Raw genomic sequence first — 21,194 nt, 5'->3', positions numbered from 1 at the left:
TGCGGCACGTCGCCCCCTCATATCGGACTTTTCCGATTTCGGAAGTCCAGTCGATCCCGCAAAGTCTTGGGTAGACGCGCTCCATACGTGCCCTCCCGGGCCGATTCGAGCGGCCCTCCCGCATGACAGATCGGACCCCCGAAAGCGCAACGCTTGCCCACCCCGGCACGACGCGCTACCGAACCCGCCTGTCGACTCCCCCGGCTTCCACCGCACGCCAATGCGGCGCGTCACTTTCGGCAACGGCTTTTCTCACCGTTGGGAGGGCCGCTGCAGATTTCGACAAAGGACAGGCCGTTGAGAACCCTACTCCCCGCAATACTCGTGCTGTTGAGCACCATCGGCATCGCCAGGGCCAGTCAACCCGAGCCCGATCAAATGCTGATCGAGCGCGGGCGCTACCTCGCTCAGGCGGGCGACTGCGTTGCCTGCCATACCTCCACTGCCAAGGGTTCAGCACCCTTTGCGGGCGGCTTGAAGATGGCCGTGCCCATGCTGGGCTCCATCTTCGCCACCAACATCACGCCTGACCCGGAAACCGGCATCGGCCGCTATACCGAGCAGGATTTCGCACGCGCCGTGCGTGAGGGGGTCGCCAAGGACGGGCACAACCTTTACCCGGCCATGCCGTATCCGTCATATAGCAAGGTTTCGGACGAAGATATCTCGGCCCTGTACGCGTACTTCATGCATGGCGTGAAGCCCGTGAAGCAGGCCAATCTCGCGCCCGAAATTCCCAAGCTGCTGCAGATGCGCTGGCCGCTCAAGCTCTGGAACCTGGTGTTTCTCGATACCGAGCGCTTCAAGCCCATTCCCGAGAACAGCGTCGAGTGGAACCGTGGCGCCTATCTGGTGCAGGGCCTGGGCCATTGCGGCACATGCCACACACCGCGCGGCATCGGCCTGCAGGAAAAAGCGCTCGATCAGCGTGGCAGTGCCTACCTGTCTGGCGCTGAGCTGGGCGGCTGGTTCGCGTCCAACCTGACGTCCAACCCGACCACGGGCATCGGCAAGTGGAGTGCCCAGGACATCGTGGATTTCCTGAAGACCGGTGCCAACTCGCACGCCACCGCATTCGGGCCGATGACCGAGGTGGTCAACAACAGCACGCAGTGGATGACCGACCAGGATCTGGCCGCCATGGCGGTCTACCTGAAATCCCTGGCCGCCGCAGGCACGCCAATCCCGCAGCATGGTCCCGTCGACCCGAAGGTGATGGCGCACGGCGCGCAGGTGTATCAGAACTACTGCGTGTCCTGCCATCTGCCCAACGGCAAGGGCACCGCGCCGTGGCTGTCGCCGCTGGCGGGTAACCCCAACGTGCTGGAAGGCAATCCGGTCTCCCTCATCAACGTCACCCTGAACGGCACGGAAGCGCTGGTGATTGACGGTGTTCCCGCGCCCTATCCGATGCCCGCGCATCGCCATGCGCTCACCGACGCTCAGATTGCCGATGCGCTGACCTTCACGCGCAATAGCTGGGGCAACCAGGCACCCGCCGTCACCGCCAGCGACGTCAAGACGCTGCGCGAGCAAACCGGACACCACGAATGACAGCCACCACCTCCACCCCCATCACCCTGCACGTCAACGGACGCGCGGTTGACGTCAATGCCTCGCCCGAGATGCCGCTGCTGTATGCGCTGCGCAATGACCTCTCGCTCAAGGGACCGCGCTTTGGCTGCGGGCTCGGCCAATGCGGTGCCTGCTCCGTGCTGATCGATGGCGTGGTGCAACGCTCGTGCGTGCTGCCGGTTGCCGCCGCGGCCGGGCGCCCCATCACCACGCTCGAAGGCATGGGCACGCCGGAGAAACCGGATCCGCTGCAGCAAGCCTTCATTGATGAGCAGGCGGTGCAATGCGGCTACTGCATCAACGGCATGCTGATCGCCGCACGCTCGCTGCTCAACACCAACCCGAAGCCGACCGAAGCGCAGGTCAAGGAAGCACTCGCCTCCAACCTGTGCCGCTGCGGCACGCACATGCGGATCGTCCGCGCCATCCTCAAAGCCAGCGAGGCCTAAATGCGCGTCAGTGAATCCACTTCGTTCTCCCGCCGGCACTTTCTCAAGCAAGGGGCTGCGCTTGCTGTTGGTTTCTCGTTCTCGGGGCTGGCCATGGCCCGTGCCCTGGGCGAGATCACGGAAGAAAGCGCCGCACCACTCGCCAAGGCCAAGTCCCTCGATGCCACACGCGTCAATGCCTTCCTCGTACTGGAAGGCGATGGCGCGCTCACGCTCTATACGGGCAAGGTCAACCTGGGCACCGGCAACACCACCGCGCTCGCGCAGATGGTGGCCGAAGAGCTGGAGTTTCCGATCGACCGCGTGCGCGTCGTGCAGGGCGATACGGCCATGACGGTCGATCAGGGGGCCACCATCGGCTCACTGTCCGTGTCCAATGCAGGCCCGCAGTTGCGCCAGGCTGCCGCCACGGCTGCAGCGGCCATCCGCGAGGTGGCAGGGCGTGCGTATCGCATGGCACCGGCCGATGTGCGCCTGGAAAACGGCCTCGCCTTCCGCAGCGCTGCCGACACACAGGGCACGCCGTATCACAAGCTATTGGCCGCACACCCCCTGTCACTCAACCTCGACCCCAAGGCACCGCTCAAGAAGCCGGCTGACTACAAGCTCGTGGGCAAGCCGATCAAGCGCGACGACGTGCGCACGAAGGTCTTTGCCGACTTCACCTTCATGCAGGACGTGAAGGTCGACGGCATGGTGCACGCGCGCGTGATCCACCCCGACGCCTACGGCGCGCAGTTGGAAGCCGTGGACGACACGCACGCCAAGAAGGTGCCGGGCTTCCTGCGCACGGTACGTGTGGGCAACCTGCTGGCCGTCATCGCCAATGACGAATGGGCGGCCATCCGCAGCGCCCGCGCGCTGAAGGCCACGTGGTCCGACTGGAAGGGACTGCCCGCGCAAGCCAAGCTGTACGACGCCGTGCGCGCGTTGCCGTTGCACGATCAGGGCAAGGTGCTGGAGCGCGGCCAGGCGGATGCGCAGATCAGCAAGGGCAAGGCCATCCGCGCTACGTATGCGTGGCCGTTTCAGACACACGGCTCGATCGGCCCCTCCTGCGCGATTGGCGATTACCGCGATGGCAAGCTGACCGTCTGGTCGGCCACGCAATCACCGCATCTGACGCGCGACCAGATCGCCAGGATGCTGAAGATGAACAAGGGCGATGTGCGCCTGATCTACGTGGAAGGTGCAGGCTGCTACGGCCGCAACGGCCACGAAGACGCCGCCGCAGAAGCCGCCCTGCTCTCCAAGGCAATCGGCCAACCCGTGCGCGTGCAGTGGATGCGTGACGACGAGCACGGCTGGGACCCGAAGGGCCCGCCGGTCATCTCCGATGTGGCCGGCACACTGGACGACCAGGGCCGCATCCAGGCGTGGCAGTACACGTCGTGGGTGCCGCATCGCGCCTCGGGCAGTGTCGACGTGCCCTTGCTGGCAGGCGAACTGACCCGCTCCGCAACCTTGGCCGAGCCGCCCGACAACCCCGGCGGCATGGAATTCAACATGGTCGCACCCTACGAACTGCCTAACGCCAGCGTCGTGGTCAACCGCTATGCACGCGCACCGCTGCGCCCGGCATGGCTGCGTGGCCCTGGCCGGCTCCAGCACACATACGCGAACGAGTCGTTCATGGACGAACTGTCGGTGACCGCCAAGGCCGACCCGATCGAATTCCGGCTGCGCCACCTGTCTGAGCCGCGTATCAAGGCGGTCGTGGATGCGGTGGAAAAGCGCTCCGGATGGGTGCGCCGCCCGTTGTTCTCGACCAAGCCCAGCGGCAACATCGCCCGTGGCCGCGGCATGGCCTGCGTGCGCTACGAGCCGAACAACGCGTTCGTGGCCGCCGTCATTGAAGTGGAAGTGGACCGCACCACCGGCGTCATTCAGGTGGGCAAAGTCACGGTGGCACACGACTGCGGTCTCGTCGTCAATCCTGACGGGGTGCGCAACCAGGTGGAAGGCGAAGTCGTTCAGACCATCAGCCGTACGCTGTTCGAAGAGATCAACTTCTCGCAGTCAGCCGTGACCAGCCTCGATTGGCTCACGTACCGCTTGCTCAAGTTCCCCGAGCTGCCGGCGCAGGTGGACGTGGTGTTGATCGACCGGCCGGACCAGCCCCCTGTGGGCGCCGGCGAGCCAACCTGTGCGGTCATTCCCTCCGCCCTCGCCAGCGCCGTGTATGACGCTGTGGGCGTGCGACCGCGCACCCTGCCCTTCAACCCCGAGTCGATTCGCGCGCTGTTGAAGGCCTAGCACGCAGACCGACCGTACAAAAAAAACGCCCCGGCCTTGAAAGCCGGGGCGTTTTGATTGCTGCGCGCGATGCTTATTGCTGCGCGACGCTGGCGTCTTGCTTCAGGCCTTCGGCCTGGATCTTCAGCTTGGTTTCCATGTTGAAACCGTACTTCTTGCCGTAGTCGACACCAAACTCGTCACGGTTGAACGTGAGTTCAGCATCGGCGCCGCAGACTTCGCGCTTGAGCATCGGGTGCGGCATGCACTTGAATGCGTCGATCTTCAGCGTGGCCGGCTTGGTCACGCCGTGCAGCGTGAGCTGACCCACGGCTTCGGTCGGCACGTCACCCTTGAACTTGATGTCGGTGCTCTTGAAGGTGGCCGTCGGGAACTTGGCCACATCGAACATCTCGGCGCTCTTGGCGTGCTCGTCCATCTTGGGCAGGCCGAAGCTGATGCTGTCGGTCTGCACGGTCACATCGATGGAGCCCTTCTTGGCTTCGCGGTCCAGCGTAAAGGTGCCGCTGGACTTGTCGAACTTGCCGCGCCACTTCGACAGGCCGCCCATGTGGTCAGCTTCGAAGCTCGGGTAGGTGTGGGTCGGGTCCAGTTGGTACGTGGCCGGTGCAGCAAACGCAGCGGTAGCGGCAACAGCAGACAGAGCAGCAACAAGGGTACGCAGTTTCATGTGAACTCCAGCAAATAATAGGTGCGAAAACGAAAGCAAAAACACGAAGGGGTGGTTTACTTCTTGGCGATGACGACGCGGAACTTGATCGTCACGTCATCGGCAACGACAGAAGTGTCCTTCCACTCACCGTCGCCGACCTTGAACACGTTGCGCTTGACGGGCAGCGCACCTTCAAAGACCTGGGTGGCGCCATCCTGCTTGACGGTGAAAGGCGCCGTCACGTCTTGCGTGATGCCCTTGATGGTCAGCTTGCCGACCACATCCACCTTGCCATTGACACCAGGCTTGAACGCCGACGACACGAAGGTGGCCTTCGGATACTTGGCAGCGTCAAACCAATCCTTCTTCTTCAGCTCGTCGTTGTATTCCTTGCTGCCCACGTCGACGCTATTGATGTCGATATCGACCTTGGCCGTGGACGCAGCCACGTTGGCCGGGTTGTAGTTCACCGCGGCATCGAACTTGCCGAACTTGATATCCATCGGCACGCCGAGTTGCTTGCCGGTGGCGGTCACGCTGCTCTTGGCAGCATCCACCTGGGCGATGGCCGACACCGATACCGCAGCGATCGACAGCGCGCCAGCGGCAACCAGGGCGATAGCGCGGGGGCGCACAAAACGTTTCATCATCAGACTCCTTCGGTCAGGCCGGATCGTACCGGCGGTCTTGGTCAGGATGGGCAGCAAGGGCACCGGCACACACCGGTACGTTGGAAAGCAGAACGATCAGATCAGCGCAGGAAAGGCAGCATGCGGCGCAGCGTACCGTCGCGGTCAACAATGTGATGCTTGAGCGCGGCCAGGATGTGCAACACGACGATGGTAGCCATGGTCCAGTTCAACCACTGGTGCGCGAAGCTGAAGATGTCCTTGAGCGCATCGCTCTTCTCAAAGGGCATCGGCATTTCCCACACGCCAAGGTAGACAACCTTGATACCGGCCGCCACGCTGAGCAGGTAGCCAGTCAACGGCACCGCCAGGATCAGCAGGTACAGCACGAGATGCGCACCCTCGGCAGCCCTGTGCTGCCACTTCGGCATACCAGCCACGGGGGCGGGCGCCGGGTGCGTCAGGCGCCACAGCACGCGCAGCGCGGCAAAGATCAGCACGGTCACACCGATCCACTTGTGATACGAGTAAAGCTTCAGCTTGGTCGGCGTGAAGCCGGGGATATCGGTCATGTACAGACCGAGCCCGAACGCGGCGAAGATCAACAGCGCGATGATCCAGTGCAGCGCGATGGCGGGCTTGCCGTAGGCGCCGTCGTCAGCGGCGGCGCGCGCGGTGAAATTCGGTTGGGCAGCTTGTGACATCGATTCCCTCGGTTGAGAGGTGCTCTAGGTTGGCGGCACCTATGGGTGAGACTACGGCGCCAGAAGTTTGTGCATTATTGAAGCGATCCGGGCGGACAGGACGGCCGGAAGTTCATCGAGAAATTCAAATTTTTTGATGAACAAAAGGAGCCAACTGACCTAACAAGACCGTCCATTCTACAGAGCCTACATAGCAAAACAGCCTCCTCCGTAACTGTACGGAGGAGGCTGTTTTCGGGTCGGCCCAACAAATTTTCGGAACAATCAGAGCGCGTTGATCCGGCGCGCCAGTTCTTCAGCCTTGCCGATATAGCTGGCGGGCGTCATGTCCAGCAGCAGCTTGCGGGCGTCTTCGGGAATGGCCAATGTGCCAATGAAATCACGCAGCGCCTCGCGCGAGATGCCCTTGCCGCGCGTCAGTTCCTTGAGCTGCTCGTACGGGTTGGCGATGCCGTAGCGGCGCATCACGGTCTGCACCGGCTCGGCCAGCACTTCCCAGCAGTTGTCCAGGTCTTCCGCCAGGCGCGACGGGTTGGTTTCCAGCTTGCCCAGGCCACGCAGGCAGGCGTCGTAGGCGAGCAGGCTATAGCCAAACGCCACACCGATGTTGCGCAGCACGGTCGAATCCGTCAGGTCACGCTGCCAGCGCGAGACCGGCAGCTTTTCCGACAGGTGGCGCAGCACCGCATTGGCCAGACCGACGTTGCCTTCGGAATTTTCGAAGTCGATCGGGTTGACCTTGTGTGGCATGGTCGACGAGCCGATCTCGCCAGCCTTGGTCTTCTGCTTGAAGTAGCCCTGCGAGATGTAGCCCCAGACGTCGCGGTCCAGGTCGAGGATGATCGTGTTGGCGCGCGCCACGGCATCGAACAACTCGGCCATGTAGTCGTGCGGCTCGATCTGGATGGTGTACGGGTTGAACGTCAGACCGAGGCGGCTTTCGATCACATTCTTCGAGAAGGCTTCCCAGTCCTGCGACGGATACGCCGACAGGTGCGCGTTGTAGTTGCCCACCGCGCCGTTCATCTTGCCCAGCAGTTCCACAGCCTCAATGCGGCGAATGGCGCGATCCAGGCGGGCAGCCACGTTGGCCATTTCCTTGCCCAGCGTGGTCGGGCTGGCCGGCTGGCCGTGCGTGCGCGAGAGCATCGACACGCCAGCGTTGGCGTGGGCCAACTCCACCAGGCGGGCCTGCACGCGGCGCAACGCCGGCACGACCACCGTGTCGCGCGCGCCCTTGAGCATCATGCCGTGCGAGGTGTTGTTGATGTCTTCCGAGGTGCAGGCGAAGTGGATGAACTCGCTGGCGGCTTCCAGCTCGGCATTCCCCTTCACGCGCTCCTTCATCCAGTACTCGACGGCCTTCACGTCATGGTTGGTGACGGCTTCGATTTCCTTGATACGGGCAGCGTCTGCCTCGGCAAAGTTCTCGACCAGGGCCAGGAGGGCTTGCTCGGCTTCAGCCGAGAAACGCGGGATTTCGGCCAGGCCGGCCTGCGACAGGGCGATCAGCCAGTGCACTTCCACCTTCACTCGGTTGCGCATGAAAGCGGCTTCCGACAGCCACTCGCGCAGCGGATCGGCCTTGGCAGCGTAGCGGCCATCGATGGGAGACAGAGCGGTCAGGGCAGAAAGCGACGACATGGCAAGCGGGGAAAAATGTGAAGGGAATCTCAATCCGGACAACCCGGACGCTGCATCGAGCGTTGAACCAAGGTGCATACGCGCACCCCAGCGAGCCCGCAATTTTACCACCCGGCACACGTCTTCCACGGCCAATCCGAAGCCTTGGCAAGCCTCCGTTTGGTTGAAGCGCCGCCCAGAGCACGCGGGAAAGTGCGCAGCTATACTTCCGCCTCCAACATGACATGCCTATGAAACTGATCGGATCCCACGCCAGCCCGTACACCCGCAAGGTGCGTGTGGTGCTGGCCGAAAAGAAAATCGACTACCAGTTCGTGCTGGAAGACGTGTGGAGCGCCGACACGCAGATCCACCAGTTCAACCCGCTGGGCAAGGTGCCCTGCCTGGTGATGGACGACGGCGGCGCCCTGTTCGATTCGCGCGTGATTGCCGAATATGCCGACACACTGTCGCCGGTGGCGCGCCTGATTCCGCCGCCCAGCCGCGAACGCATCGAGGTGCGCTGCTGGGAAGCGCTGGCCGACGGCCTGCTCGATGCCGCCATCATGCTGCGCGTTGAGCAAACCCAGCGCACACCCGAACAGCGCAGCGACACCTGGATCGCGCGCCAGCACCACAAGATCGACGACGCACTCAAAGCCATGGCACAAGGCCTGGGCGAGAAGACCTGGTGCAACGGTAACCACCTGACGCTGGCCGACATTTGTGTTGGCTGCGCACTCGCCTATCTGGATTTCCGCCAGCCGCAGATCGACTGGCGCGAGCGCCACGCCAATCTGGCCGCGTTCTACGCGCGCATGGAAAAGCGGCCGAGTTTCATGGAAACCCAGCCGCAGTAAGCCTTTCCCTTTCGTGGCGGCAACGAGGTTCAATAACCAATCTCGACCGCCACGCCCAGCACCAGCAGCGACAGCACGAACAGCGCCGCAAACAGCGGGAAGATGAAGGCCACCCACTGGCCGTAGTTGACGCGCGCCGTCGCCAGGTAGGCCAGCAGCATGCCTGAGGTGGGCGTGATCATGTTCATCAGGCCGCCGCCCATCAGGAAGGCCAGCACGATGGTCTGCCCGCTCACACCCGAGAAGTGCGCGATTGGCGCCAGGATCGGCATGCTCACTGCCGCCTTGCCTGAGAGCGACGGCATGAACACATCAAGAATCATCTCCATGACCATGATGCCGCCGGCCACCACCGGGCGCGCGCTGTCCTGCGTGAGACGCGTGAGGCTGTGGATGATGGTGTCGAGCACCAGGCTGTTCTGCAGGATCAACTCCACGGCCGATGCCAGCCCGATCAGCAAACCGGCCAGCATCATCCCCTTCATGCCGTCGACAAACGCCTCGGATGCCGTGCGCGAATCGAGCCGCCCCGCCAGCGCAATCGCCGCGGCCATGACGATGTAGAACGCGGCCAGTTCAACGTTGTGCCAGCTCCACAGGCGCGTGCCGACGATCATCATCACGCTCGACGCCAGCAGTACGAGCAACACCGCCACATGGCTGCGCGACAGACGCTTGTTCTCGGTCGGCACATAGGTCGTCACCAGCCCGGAGCGGCGCACGCGCCAGAGCCAGTAGCCGACGCCGATGGCCATGAAGACGACAAACACGGCCAGGCGCAGGTCGATGCCCGAGAACAGCGGCACACCGGCCAGCGGCTGCGCGATCGGCAGCGCCAGCGGATTGGTGACCGACGCAATGTAGCCAACCTTGGCGGCAATGGTCACCAGCGCCAGCCCGTACAGCTCATTCAGGCCGAGCCGCCGCGCCATGGCCACCACGATGGGAATCACGACAAGGTATTCGGAGATCAGCCCCAGAAAGCTGCTGCCCAGCCCGAGCACGATCATCACGGCAGGTGCGAGACGATAGACGTTGCCGCCCGTGATCTGCAGCAGGCGATCAATGCCCGCATCAATCACGCCGGTGCGGCGCATCACGCCGAACATGCCGCCCACGAACATCACCATGAAGACCAGCGGCGCGCTCTTGATGAGGCCCTGCGGAATCGCCATCACCGCGCCGACCACGCTGGCGGCGTGCGCCTCGGCCGGTGTGCTCTTGTGCGGCATCGGCGAGGTCAGCTCCGGCAGCCCCGCCACCTTGGGCACCACCTGGTACGTACCGGGCACCACCAGCTTGCCCTTGCGTTCGAACTTGCCCGCGTCCACCAGGTAGGTCATGCAGATGGCCGCGAGAATGACCCAAAGCATCATCACAATCGGGTGCATGAACCCGGCATGCGGGCGTTGCGTTTCTACGCGTTCGGTCTCCAGGGTGGCAGACATGCAAATGACTCCTGCGGCGGATCGTTGTTGAAGAATCAGGGGGGTGGCGGGTTGTAGCCCAGCTCGCGGCCGATGCTTGCGGCGCAGGCCAGCAACGGCTCCAGCAATTGCGGCACGTCGCGCGCGGTGATGCGCGTGTCCGGCCCCGACACGCTGAGCGCGGCGACGGCCATGCCGCTCACGTCACGCACGGGCACGGACACGGCAGCGGCACCCGGCGTGACCTCGCCAAAGCTGGTGGCGTAACCCTTCTGCTGGACGGCGGCGATCTGCTCGACGATGACCTGCGGCTCGGGGCCGAGCGATTCGGCGGCCAGTTGCTTGACCTTGCCCAGGTACTGCGCGCGCACCTCTTGCGGCGCGAACGCCAGCAGCACCTTGCCGGCCGCGCCGTACCACAGCGGGCGGCGATTACCGACGCGGCCGATGATGCGCATCTCGTGCGAGGTCTCGCAGCGCGCCACACACACGGTCTCCTGCCCTTCGCGCACACGCAGGATGATGGTCTCGTTCACCTGCTGGTTGAGCAGCAGCATGTGGCGATGCGCGGTGCGCACCACGGCATCTTGCGCGGCAGCGGCCACACCCACCACAAAGGCCTGCGGGCCCAGTGCGTAGGTCGACGTCTTGGCATCGAGAATGACGAAGCGGTGCGCCTCCAGCGTGTGTAGCAGGCGGAACGCGCGCGACTTGTTGATGCCGAGGCGGTTGGACAGCTCGGTCACCCCGAGCCCCGGATGTTCTGCCACCAGCGTCAGCAACGATAACGCGCTGTCGACCGATTCGACGATGTAGCTCATGGTGTCTGACCCTTGATTCGTTCGTTTACGTAGCCGCGCAAGGCTTCCACGAAACAGGTCAGTTGTCCACGCAAAACCGCGAAGCCATCGTGCTTCTCGCAGGTGGCTTCATCCATATAGAGCGCGCGGTTGAGTTCGATCTGGATGCTGTGCCGGCGCCCCGCCGGGTCGCCATAGCTGCGCACCAGATCACCACCGCGATACGGGTCGTTGATCTGCACGCGAAAGCCTTGCGCGCGCAGCGTGTCGGCCACCCATGCGGTGAACGCAGGGTCGGCACTGGTACCGCTGCGATCGCTCACGACGACGTCCGGGCGCAGCGCGCCGTTGTCTTCGTTCATGGCGTTGCCGCGCGACTTCATGGAATGGCAGTCCACATGCCAGACGTGGCCGAACTGCTGCCACGCGCCGTCAAGCGCCGCTTCCAGCGCCGCGCGGTACGGCAGGTAGTAGTGGTCGATGCGCGCGCGCACTTCGGCCAGCGGCAACAGCGCGTCATACATCGGCACGCCGGGCAGCGCGAACCGGCGGATCAGCCCCATGCCGCGCGCGGTGTACGACTCCGGCTGCAGTGGCGTCGGCCACGGCTCGGCCAGCAGCGCTGCGTCGATGTCGCCGATCGCGCGGTTGGCATCGATGTACGCCCGCGGAAACGCCGCGGCCAGCAACGTCCCCCCCTGCTCCGGCACGCCCGCCCACAACTCGTCGACATACGCGTCCCACGTGGTCAGCAGCGCCTCTTCCGGCGCCACGGTCGCAAAGCCCTCGGGAAACGCGCGCGAACTGTGCGGCGAGTCGAAAACGACAGGCATGGCCGGCGCCTGAGGCAGCGTGAGGTGGAAGGCGGAGGGAGACGGCATCGACATCGAACAAGCGCAGTGTTTTTGAAACACTGTTTTATTTAATGAAACCGAAGTGTGATGGCACACCGTGCGTCCTGACAACGCGGGTTATCCCGTAAACAACATAACCGAAACCAATATGCTTGATTACAAGCGTTTACGGGAAATCACTCATGCCTACGTGCTTGACACCGGATTGTCATCACCCGCACGATTTTATGAAACATTGTTTTATTCTATAAAACCATAGGGAGGAACTCCATGCAACGCTTTGTCCCGGCCAGCCTGATGGCACTCGGCTGTCTGATGTCGGTCGCCACCCCAAGCGCCGCCGCTGACGTCACTCTGTACGGACGCGTCGATCTCGATGCCGAAATCCAGAAGGGCCCGAAGGGCTCCACCGCACAGGAAACCGACAACGCCTCACGCTGGGGCATGCGTGGCAGGGAGGATCTGGGCAACGGCATGGCCGCCGTGTTTGGCCTGGAGCAAGGCTTCAACGCCGACGACGGCACCGCCGTCAACCCGCAATTCCGTCACGCCTATGTGGGGTTGACCGGCGCGTTCGGCGCGTTCGCCCTGGGCCGACTGGACTCGGCAACGGCAGTGGGGTCGCCAATCTATTCGCAGATCACGCACATCACCGATTTCGTCATCCACGACGCGGGCGCCACGGCTATCGGCACCAAGGTGCTCAATGCACGCAACCGCGTGTCGAACGCCTTCGGGTATCAATCGCCGGATTTCGGCGGCTTCTCGCTGCGCGCGCGGATGTACTTTGCCGGCCCGGAAACGCCGCCGGCCAGCCCGACTGCGCCGGTGCGCTTCGAGAGCGACTGGCGCGCCTACGACGTCGGCCTGAACTATGACCAAGGCCCGTTCTCTGCCGGCCTCGGCTATTCGAAGGACGACAAGCGCGGCGGCCTGGTTGCCAACGATTTCAACGATAAGGTGCAGTTGGCGGTCGGCTACAACTTCACGGTGGTCAACACCTACGCCGTGATCGGCCGTGATCGCTATGCCGGCACGATGACCACGCGCTCACAGGTGCGCTACTGGTTGGCGGGCTTTACGGTGCCGTTCGGCACCGCGCACCAGATCACCGCCAACTACATGGAGCGCGACGTCCAGACCGATCGCGCAGGCAAGCTGAAGAAACTCCAGATCGGCTACGGCTACAACCTCAGTAAGCGCACCATGCCCTACGTGTTCTTCGACCGCGAAGACCCGAACTCGAACGTGCGCGGCAACCGTGTGACGACCTACGGCGCCGGCATCAAGCACTTGTTCTGATCGACGCGATCGACCCGATACGCGTTACACCGCCACCGGGTCGAACCGCTCGGCCTGGGCCATCGGCCAGTAGCGCTCATAGAGCTGATAACGGTAGCGCCCGGCGAGCAGATCGCCGGGTTCGAGGTACTTGAGCAGCGTGGAGAGCAACTGCACCTCGTTGCCGGACACACGACGCACGATGTGGTGCGCGCGGAAATCCGCCGGATGCTGCAGGCCAGCGGCTTGGGTCAGCTCCAGCAGCGCGTGCAGGGTGTGGTCGTGATACTGGTGCACACGCTCGGCCTTGTCAGGCACCACCAGCGCCTTCTGGCGGGATTTGTCTTGCGTGGCCACACCGGTCGGGCAGCGATCGGTATGGCATTTCTGCGCCTGGATGCAGCCCAGCGCAAACATGAAGCCGCGCGCCGCGTTGCACCAGTCAGCACCCATCGCCAACGTGCGAGCCACATCGAACGCGGTGACGATCTTGCCCGACGCACCGATCTTGATCTTGTCGCGCAGGTTGGTGCCCACCAGCGTGTTGTGCACCAGCAGCAGCCCTTCCTGCAGCGGCGTGCCGACGTGGTCAGTAAATTCCAGCGGCGCCGCGCCTGTGCCGCCCTCTGCCCCATCGACGACGATGAAGTCCGGCAGGATGCCCGACTCCAGCATCGCCTTGACGATGCCAAAGAACTCCCAGGGGTGCCCGATACACAGCTTGAAGCCGGTCGGCTTACCGCCCGACAGCGTGCGCAGGCGATCCACAAACTGCAGCAGACCCAGCGGTGTACTGAACTCCGAATGCGAAGCCGGCGAGATACAGTCCTGCCCGATCGGAATGCCACGCGTGGCGGCGATCTCCGGCGTGACCTTGGCAGCCGGCAGCACACCGCCATGGCCCGGCTTGGCGCCCTGCGAGAGCTTCACCTCGATCATCTTCACCTGTGGGCTGCGCGCCTGTTCGGCGAACTTGTCCGGATCAAAGCGGCCATTGGCATCGCGGCAGCCGAAATAGCCCGAGGCGACTTCCCAGATCAGATCACCGCCCTCTTCCCGGTGATACGGCGAGATCGAGCCCTCGCCCGTGTCATGGATGAAGTTACCGAGCTTGGCGCCGCGATTGAGCGCGCGAATAGCGTTGCCTGACAGCGCCCCGAAGCTCATCGCCGAGATGTTGAACACCGACATCGAATACGGCTTGGCGCGCCCCTCGCCCACCAGCACACGGAAGTCCGACGAGGCGATGCGCGTTGGCGCCAGCGAATGGCCGATCCACTCGTGCCCCGCCACCTTCACGTCGACCTCGGTGCCGAACGGGCGGCTGTCGACCTCGCCTTTGGCGCGCTGGTAGACGATGCTGCGCTGGGCCCGCGAGAACGGGCGCTCGTCAGTGTCGTCTTCGACGAAGTACTGGCGGATTTCCGGGCGGATGAACTCGAACAGGAAGCGGAAGTGGCCCCAGAGCGGGTAGTTGCGCAGCACCGAGTGGCGCGTCTGCGTCACGTCGTAGATGCCCAGCAGCACCAGCAGGCCCGGGATGAGTGCGCACGCCCAGTGCAGATGCCCCGCCGCCCAGAATCCGGCGGTGATGACGAACAACAGCGCAACACCCGCAAAGGCCCAGTAGCGACGTGGCAGCATGACAAACCCTGTGTGGAGACGAATCAGGGCGCCAGCTTAAACGACCATCGCGACAGCCGCAGCCGTCGCAACGGACTGTTGCGAAAATCAGTCAGGCGACGGCTTTCTCGGGCGCGACTGCTTCAGCAGCCGAAATGATGCCGCCACCCAGGCAGATTTCGCCGTCGTACAGCACGGCAGATTGGCCCGGTGTCACAGCCCACTGGGCCTCAGGGAAGGACAGCGTGAGCGCACCATCAGTAGCGCGCGCGACCGTGCACGGCGCATCGGCCTGGCGGTAGCGCGTCTTGGCGCCAATGTGGGTGCCCTCGGCAGGTGCATGGCCGGCAACCCAGCTCAGGTCTTCAGCGTGCACGGTGTGCGCCAGCAGCCACGGATGGTCATGCCCTTGCACCACGTACAGGGTATTGGCCGCCATGTCCTTGCGCGCCACGTACCAGGCATCGCCGTTGCCGTCACGGCTGCCACCGATGCCGATGCCCTTGCGCTGCCCCAGCGTGTAGAACGCCAAGCCGATGTGCTCGCCGATGGTCTTGCCGTCCGGCGTCTTGATCGGGCCGGGCTTGGTCGGCAGGTAGCGGTTCAGGAAATCGCGGAACGGTCGCTCGCCAATGAAGCAGATCCCGGTGGAATCCTTCTTCTTGGCGTTGGGCAGGCCGATCTCGGCGGCGATCTCGCGCACTTTCGTCTTCGGCATCTCGCCCAGCGGGAACAGCGTGCGCGAGAGCTGCGCCTGGTTCAGCCGGTGCAGGAAGTAGCTCTGGTCCTTGGTGTGGTCAAACGCCTTGAGCAGCTCGAAGCGGCCATCGACTTCACGCACGCGGGCGTAATGGCCGGTGGCAATCGTGTCCGCGCCCAATGCCATCGCGTGGTCGAGGAAGGCCTTGAACTTGATCTCGGCGTTGCACAGCACATCGGGGTTGGGCGTGCGGCCGGCAGAGTATTCGCGCAGGAAGTCCGCAAACACGCGGTCCTTGTACTCGGCGGCAAAGTTGACCGCTTCCACGTCCACGCCGATCAGGTCGGCCACCGACACCACGTCGATCCAGTCCTGCCGGGTCGAGCAGTATTCGCTGTCGTCATCGTCTTCCCAGTTCTTCATGAACAGGCCGACGACGTCGTAGCCCTGCTGCTTGAGCAGCCACGCGGTGACGGAGGAATCCACGCCGCCGGACATGCCGACGACGATGCGTTTCTTGCTCATGGCGCCACCCCCAGGCCATACACGCTGGCGTGCGTGTGGATGAGGTCGAGCGGATAGCGCTTGCCGGCCAGGTAGTCCTCTACGCAGGCGAGCAGCAGCGGGCTGCGATGGCGGTCGCGGCTGGCGCGGATTTCCTCCGCCGTCATCCAGACCGTGCGGACGATGCCCTCGTCGAGCGTGCGGCGCACGTCTTGCGGCCCGAGTTCGCCGGTGAAGGCCATCCGCACATAGGTGACGGGATCGCCCTCCGGCGGCTGGAACTGCGCCATGTAGCAGCCAAGGAAGGCGGTCGGCACAAAGCTGTATGTGGTTTCTTCCAGCGCTTCACGTGCAACGGCGTCGACCAAACTTTCGTCCGGGTCGAGATGGCCGGCGGGCTGATTCAGGCGCAGACCGGCATCGGTGTGCTCCTCCACCAGCAGGAAGCGCCCGTCCTGTTCAATAACGGCGGCAACGGTGACGCTGGGTTTCCAACGAACGGCTTGGCTCATGGCAAAAAGGCAACAAAAACAAGGCGTTATTGTAGCCGCGCAAGGCCGTGTCCGCTTGGGATGGCGGGGGCATCACAAATAGCGCATCCAGGGGTAGCGGCCCGTGCGGCGCAGGCTGGCAAACCAGCGCGTTGGCCAGTACAGCAGCGCGATGGTGGGCAGCCAGACCGCCCACAGTTGCCAGACGGCATCAAAGCCGAAACGCGCGCCCTGGTTGGCGCCAGCCATCTGCAGCGCAAGCAGATAGGCGATGTGCAGCACATACAGATGCAGCAGGTAGAAGAACATCGGCGCGCTACCCAGTGTTTGCAGCACCGTGGCAACGCGCGCGGGCAACCAGTCCAGCCACGCCAGCGCACACAGGCCAAGGCCGAGCGTTGCCAGCAGAAAACCCAGCGACGGCGGGTACTTGGTCAGGTTCAGGAATGACACGGCCGTCGTCAGTGCATCTGGGGATACAGCCCAGGGCTTCGGCTCGCCATAGCCATTCACCAGGCGCAGCACGGCAAACCCGGCAAGACAGGCGGCGCCCATCGCCAGACACAACGTCCGCCGCACTTCGGGCGATCGCCGCGCATACACCGGCGCAAACACATATCCGAGCCCGATCACGCCAATCCATGCCAGCACCGGATACGACGTGCGCAACCGCAAACCATCCGCCAACACAATCCAATCCCGCTGATGCAGGACAGCCCATAGCGCGTGCCACGGTGAATCAGGCGCGACATACACGCCCGTCAACAGGTTGTGCCCCGCGACGATCGCCAGCGACACCACCAGCAACGCGCCGCGCGGCAGCCAGATCACCCCCGCCAACGCGATCATCGACAAGCCGATCGCCCAGATCATCTGCAGGTACAGCGTGGTGGGCGGGAACGTGAACGTCCACGCAAAGTTGACGACCGTCACCTCCAGCATGACGAGGAACAACCCGCGCTTGAGCAGGTGCGCCGCAATCACGCGCCGGTCGCCACCCTGCTTCTGCCCCGACAGCCACGCCGACATGCCCGCCAGGAACACAAACACCGGCGCGCACGGATGGCTCGCAAACCGTGTCAGCGCTAAGGCTGGTGAGGTGACTGCCAGATCGACCGGGTCCATCACCTGCGCATGCAGGAAGAAGAACTCGCGCAGGTGGTCGACCACCATCAGCACCATCACCCACCCGCGCAGCAGATCGATGGCGGCGACACGGGAAAACGCGCGAGCAGGCTGCGTCCCCATGCTCAGAACTTGTACGTCGCGGCCAGCGTCACCTGCCGCTCGGCGCCAGGCGCGACCCACAGTTCGTTGTACGAGCTGGCGTAGTAGCGCTTGTCGAGCAGGTTGTCGACGGTGAGCGACAGTCGCAGCGCACGCGTCGGCTGCACATAACCATGCAGGCGCACGGTGGTGTAGGCGGGCAGCTTGAAGCCGTTGTCGACGCTGTTGCCGGCGCGCTCGCCCACGTAGACCACGCCACCGCCCGCACCTGCCCGGCCGAGCGCTCCGGCACCGAACTCATACAGGCCGAGCACGCTCGCGCTGTGGCGCGGAATGTTGGAGAGCGGCGCCCCAGCCGGCAACACCGTATCGGCCGTCACCGTAGCATCGGTGTAGGCGTACGCGCCCATCACCTTGAGGTTGGCCGTCACCTGGCCCGATACATCCAGTTCCACGCCGCGGCTGCGCACGGCGCCGGCCGTGCGCTGGAACGTCGGGTCACGCGGATCGCCCGTCAGCACATTGGTCTTGTCGATCGAATACAGCGCCAGCGTGCCGCCGAACTTGCCGTCGGCGGTTTCCAGCTTGGCGCCGACCTCATAGCCACGCCCGCGCTCGGGCGCAAACGCATTGCCCTGCGCACCCGTGCCGGTATTCGGCCGGAACGAGCGCGAGGTATTGGCGTAGAGCGACAGCGTCTGCGTCGGCTGATAGACCAGCCCCAAGCGCGGGCTGTACGCCGTCTGCTGTTGCGAGACGCTCTCGCCCGTCAGGCGGTTGTCGGCATGCTGCAGGAAGCGGTCCATGCGCACGCCGGCCAGCAGCTTCCATTGCGGTGTCAGCGTGATCTGGTCTTGCACGAACGCGCCAAAGCCGCGCTGGGTTTCGCGCGTGCTGATGCTCGGCCGCAGGGCCGGTCGCGGTTGTCCGTAGACCGGGTTGAAGATGTCGATCGCATACGGCGCAGAGGCGCTCGGATTCGCGCGGTACATCACCGGGTCGTAGCGGAAGTTGTAGAAATCCGCGCCGGCCACCAGCGTGTGCTTGATCGTGCCGGTATGCACGTCGCCTTGCACGTCGACGCGGCCAGCCAGATCATTGGCGTGGTAATCGCGCTCCCGTGCCTGGCGCCACAGCGTGCGGCCGTCGGCCAGCAATCGCGACGCGTCCGACGATTTGCCGAACAGTTCCGACGTCCGGTACGACAGCCCAGCGTTCAACTTCCAGCCCTCGTTGAGTTGATGTTCCGCGGTCAGTTGATGGCTTTGCGTGCGCACCGTCGTACCGCCATCCCCCGGCTCGCCTAGGAAGCGCGAATTGGGCAGCGCACCCAACTGCTTGTTGATGGCAACGATGCCCCGGTCGAACGGCGCCTTCAGTTGCGCCGCTTCAAACGCATACGTCACCACCGTATCGTCCGTCGCCAGCCACGTGAACGACGGCGCGATCACATAGCGCCGGCTCGACGAAAAATCGCGAAAGCTGTGGTTGCTCTCCGCCGCCACACCCAGGCGGTAGGCCAATCGCTCGGACAGCGGCCCGGTCACCTCCGTCGCCAGCCGGTATTGATCGTGGCTGCCCACCGACAGCGTGATCTCACGCGACGGCTTGAACTGCGGCGTACGCGTCACGATGTTGACGATGCCGCCCGGGTCACTGCGCCCGTACAGCGCCGCAGACGGCCCTTTGAGCACATCAATGCGCGCAATGTTGATGGCATCCACCGGCACGTTGTTCGCCCGGTTGGCCGAGAAGCCGTTGACGAGGTAGTCGGCGCCCGTATTGATGTCGCCGGCAAACCCGCGGATGGCGAAGTTGTCGGCCATGCCGCCCAGGTTGTTCTGCCGGCTGATGCCGCTGACCCAGTCGAGCGCGGTGTCCAGGCGCGTCGCCCCGAAATCGTCGAGCGCCGTGCGTGTCACCACGCCAACGGATTGGGGCACGTCCTTGAGCTGCGTGTCCGTCAGGGTGGCGGAGCTGGCGCGGCGTGCCCGCAAACGTTCCCCCGCCTGGCCGCGCACGACGACCTCTTCCAGCGCAAACGTTGGGGCGGCCTCGGCGTCGGCCATTTCTGGCGCACCGCACAAAACCATTCCAACCAAACTCCATCTCAGATGCGGACGGACCGTTGAACGTCTACGCTGCATGGCAACAATCGAACCGTGAAAAACGCCCACCGTATCGAAATTGCAACTCTGTTGCAACAGAGTTTTCGGGGCGCGCAGTCTGTTACTCAGCAAATTCTCATTTTTAGGGTCAGTTCTAAGGCTGGTCCGCCGGCCAAAAACTTCGGGTAAGCTGCACATCGTTCAACAAAACCGATCAAAGCGCGCCCTTCTTTACCTCTTGCGCGCACCACAACGAGGAGAACACGATGCACATCGGCATCCCGCAGGAGACGCGGGCGGACGAGACGCGCGTTGCCGCGACCCCGGAGACGATCAAGAAGTACGTGGCGCAAGGCCATCAGGTGACGGTGCAATCCGGCGCCGGGGTGGCGGCCGCGCAGCCCGACGAGGCCTACGTGGCTGTCGGCGCCAAGATCGGCACCGCTGCCGAGGCACTGGGCGCACAGATCGTGCTCAAGGTGCGCTCACCGGAACCCGCAGAGCTTGCGCAGATGCAAGCCGGCGCCGTGTTGGTCGGCATGCTCAACCCGTTTGATGACGAGAACACCGCGCGCCTGGCTGCGGCCAACGTCACCGCGTTCGCGCTGGAAGCCGCGCCGCGCACCACGCGCGCGCAAAGCATGGACGTGCTCTCCTCGCAGGCCAACATTGCCGGCTACAAGGCGGTGATGGTGGCCGCGAACCACTACCAGCGCTTCATGCCGATGCTGATGACCGCCGCCGGCACGGTAAAGGCCGCGCGCGTGCTGATCCTCGGCGCCGGTGTGGCGGGCTTGCAGGCGATTGCGACGGCCAAACGCCTGGGCGCGGTCATCGAAGCCTCCGACGTGCGCCCCGCCGTGAAGGAGCAGATCGAATCGCTGGGCGCCAAATTCCTCGACGTGCCGTTCCTGACGGATGAAGAACGCGAGATTGCGCAGGGCGTGGGCGGCTATGCCCGCCCGATGCCGCCCGACTGGATGCGCCGCCAGGCTGAGCTTGTGCATACACGCGCAAGCCAGGCCGACATCGTCATCACCACTGCGCTGATCCCGGGCCGCCGCGCACCGACGCTGCTATCCGAAGCCACCGTGCAGGCCATGAAGCCGGGCTCGGTGGTGGTCGACCTGGCGGCCGCGCAGGGCGGCAATTGCCCACTGACGGAAGCCGATCGCGTGGTCGTCAAGCACGGCGTCACGCTGGTGGGCTACACCAACCTCGCGTCGATGGTGGCGGCCGATGCCTCTGCCCTCTATGCGCGCAACGTGCTGGATTTCCTCAAGCTGATCATCGACAAGGATGGTGGCCTCGCCATCAACCTCGAAGACGACATCGTGGCCGCCTGCCTGTTGAGTCAGGCCGGCCAGGTGGTGCGCGCTCCCGCTGCCACGAGCGCCGCCAAATAAGAACGGAGACGGCGGCCCAGCAGGC

General features: G+C 64.2%; 18 protein-coding genes. 6 read left to right on the top strand and 12 right to left on the bottom strand.

What is annotated here, in order from left to right; all coding sequences use genetic code 11:
• Nucleotides 1–297 precede the first annotated feature (297 nt).
• The 3 genes from ACS13N_RS00880 to ACS13N_RS00870 are packed head-to-tail and all read left to right on the top strand — an operon-like array spanning nt 298 to nt 4,280.
• Nucleotides 298–1,554 (top strand): cytochrome c, encoded by a 1,257-nt coding sequence (locus ACS13N_RS00880; protein ID WP_438929922.1) that lies wholly within the window; start codon nt 298–300, stop codon nt 1,552–1,554.
• Complete coding sequence (locus tag ACS13N_RS00875; RefSeq protein ID WP_438929921.1) at nt 1,551–2,024, top strand: (2Fe-2S)-binding protein; 474 nt, start codon at nt 1,551–1,553, stop codon at nt 2,022–2,024. Before ACS13N_RS00880 ends, ACS13N_RS00875 begins: the two co-directional genes overlap by 4 nt.
• A complete protein-coding gene (locus ACS13N_RS00870) occupies nt 2,025–4,280 on the top strand; it encodes a molybdopterin cofactor-binding domain-containing protein (protein WP_438929920.1) in 2,256 nt (751 codons plus the stop codon).
• A gap of 73 nt (nt 4,281–4,353) precedes the next feature.
• On the opposite strand, the gene ACS13N_RS00865 is transcribed toward ACS13N_RS00870, so the two are convergent.
• The 4 genes from ACS13N_RS00865 to purB all read right to left on the bottom strand — a co-directional run bounded on the left by ACS13N_RS00865 (nt 4,354) and on the right by purB (nt 7,909).
• Nucleotides 4,354–4,950, bottom strand: coding sequence for a YceI family protein (locus ACS13N_RS00865; protein WP_438929919.1), 597 nt, complete (start codon nt 4,948–4,950; stop codon nt 4,354–4,356).
• A 56-nt stretch (nt 4,951–5,006) separates the two neighbouring features.
• Nucleotides 5,007–5,579 carry a YceI family protein gene (locus ACS13N_RS00860; RefSeq protein WP_438930583.1) on the bottom strand — a complete coding sequence of 191 codons (573 nt, stop codon included), beginning with the start codon at nt 5,577–5,579 and terminating at the stop codon, nt 5,007–5,009.
• Nucleotides 5,580–5,683: 104 nt separating this feature from the next.
• Nucleotides 5,684–6,265: a cytochrome b gene (locus ACS13N_RS00855; RefSeq protein ID WP_438929918.1), complete on the bottom strand. Its 582-nt coding sequence runs from the start codon at nt 6,263–6,265 to the stop codon at nt 5,684–5,686.
• A gap of 264 nt (nt 6,266–6,529) precedes the next feature.
• Nucleotides 6,530–7,909 (bottom strand): adenylosuccinate lyase, encoded by a 1,380-nt coding sequence (gene purB / locus ACS13N_RS00850; protein WP_438929917.1) that lies wholly within the window; start codon nt 7,907–7,909, stop codon nt 6,530–6,532.
• A 230-nt stretch (nt 7,910–8,139) separates the two neighbouring features.
• Here purB and ACS13N_RS00845 point away from each other — a divergent pair, with 230 nt between their 5' ends.
• The gene (locus tag ACS13N_RS00845) at nt 8,140–8,748 is read left to right on the top strand and encodes a glutathione S-transferase N-terminal domain-containing protein (protein WP_438929916.1); all 609 of its coding nucleotides are present in this window, start codon (nt 8,140–8,142) and stop codon (nt 8,746–8,748) included.
• Nucleotides 8,749–8,777: 29 nt separating this feature from the next.
• On the opposite strand, the gene ACS13N_RS00840 is transcribed toward ACS13N_RS00845, so the two are convergent.
• The 3 genes from ACS13N_RS00840 to ACS13N_RS00830 are packed head-to-tail and all read right to left on the bottom strand — an operon-like array spanning nt 8,778 to nt 11,862.
• Nucleotides 8,778–10,196 (bottom strand): YfcC family protein, encoded by a 1,419-nt coding sequence (locus tag ACS13N_RS00840; protein WP_438929915.1) that lies wholly within the window; start codon nt 10,194–10,196, stop codon nt 8,778–8,780.
• 35 nt (nt 10,197–10,231) lie between these two features.
• Nucleotides 10,232–10,996, bottom strand: coding sequence for an IclR family transcriptional regulator (locus ACS13N_RS00835; RefSeq protein WP_438929914.1), 765 nt, complete (start codon nt 10,994–10,996; stop codon nt 10,232–10,234).
• Nucleotides 10,993–11,862 (bottom strand): N-formylglutamate amidohydrolase, encoded by an 870-nt coding sequence (locus ACS13N_RS00830; RefSeq protein ID WP_438929913.1) that lies wholly within the window; start codon nt 11,860–11,862, stop codon nt 10,993–10,995. The genes ACS13N_RS00835 and ACS13N_RS00830 overlap by 4 nt, the downstream gene beginning before the upstream one ends.
• Nucleotides 11,863–12,099: 237 nt before the next feature.
• On the opposite strand from ACS13N_RS00830, the gene ACS13N_RS00825 reads away from it, so the two are divergent.
• Nucleotides 12,100–13,131, top strand: coding sequence for a porin (locus ACS13N_RS00825; protein ID WP_438929912.1), 1,032 nt, complete (start codon nt 12,100–12,102; stop codon nt 13,129–13,131).
• 24 nt (nt 13,132–13,155) lie between these two features.
• On the opposite strand, the gene ACS13N_RS00820 is transcribed toward ACS13N_RS00825, so the two are convergent.
• The 5 genes from ACS13N_RS00820 to ACS13N_RS00800 form a co-directional block, all read right to left on the bottom strand.
• Nucleotides 13,156–14,754 carry an FMN-binding glutamate synthase family protein gene (locus tag ACS13N_RS00820; protein ID WP_438929911.1) on the bottom strand — a complete coding sequence of 533 codons (1,599 nt, stop codon included), beginning with the start codon at nt 14,752–14,754 and terminating at the stop codon, nt 13,156–13,158.
• Nucleotides 14,755–14,845: 91 nt separating this feature from the next.
• Nucleotides 14,846–15,958 carry a tRNA 2-thiouridine(34) synthase MnmA gene (gene mnmA, locus ACS13N_RS00815; RefSeq protein WP_438929910.1) on the bottom strand — a complete coding sequence of 371 codons (1,113 nt, stop codon included), beginning with the start codon at nt 15,956–15,958 and terminating at the stop codon, nt 14,846–14,848.
• Nucleotides 15,955–16,449: an NUDIX hydrolase gene (locus ACS13N_RS00810; RefSeq protein ID WP_438929909.1), complete on the bottom strand. Its 495-nt coding sequence runs from the start codon at nt 16,447–16,449 to the stop codon at nt 15,955–15,957. The genes mnmA and ACS13N_RS00810 overlap by 4 nt, the downstream gene beginning before the upstream one ends.
• 72 nt (nt 16,450–16,521) lie before the next feature.
• The gene (locus tag ACS13N_RS00805) at nt 16,522–17,676 is read right to left on the bottom strand and encodes a DUF1624 domain-containing protein (protein WP_438929908.1); all 1,155 of its coding nucleotides are present in this window, start codon (nt 17,674–17,676) and stop codon (nt 16,522–16,524) included.
• Between the two features lie 2 nt (nt 17,677–17,678).
• A complete protein-coding gene (locus tag ACS13N_RS00800) occupies nt 17,679–19,748 on the bottom strand; it encodes a TonB-dependent siderophore receptor (protein WP_438929907.1) in 2,070 nt (689 codons plus the stop codon).
• Between the two features lie 281 nt (nt 19,749–20,029).
• Between ACS13N_RS00800 and ACS13N_RS00795 the strand changes: the two genes are divergently transcribed.
• Entirely contained in the window at nt 20,030–21,169 is a 1,140-nt protein-coding gene (locus ACS13N_RS00795) for a Re/Si-specific NAD(P)(+) transhydrogenase subunit alpha (protein ID WP_048933041.1), read from the top strand.
• The last annotated feature ends 25 nt before the right edge of the window (nt 21,170–21,194 follow it).

Origin of the sequence: Ralstonia sp. 24A2, from assembly GCF_051783885.1 — a bacterium.
Lineage (GTDB): Bacteria > Pseudomonadota > Gammaproteobacteria > Burkholderiales > Burkholderiaceae > Ralstonia.
The sequence above is the reverse complement of the archived record's forward strand: the minus strand, read 5'-3'. Positions and strand labels throughout refer to the sequence as shown.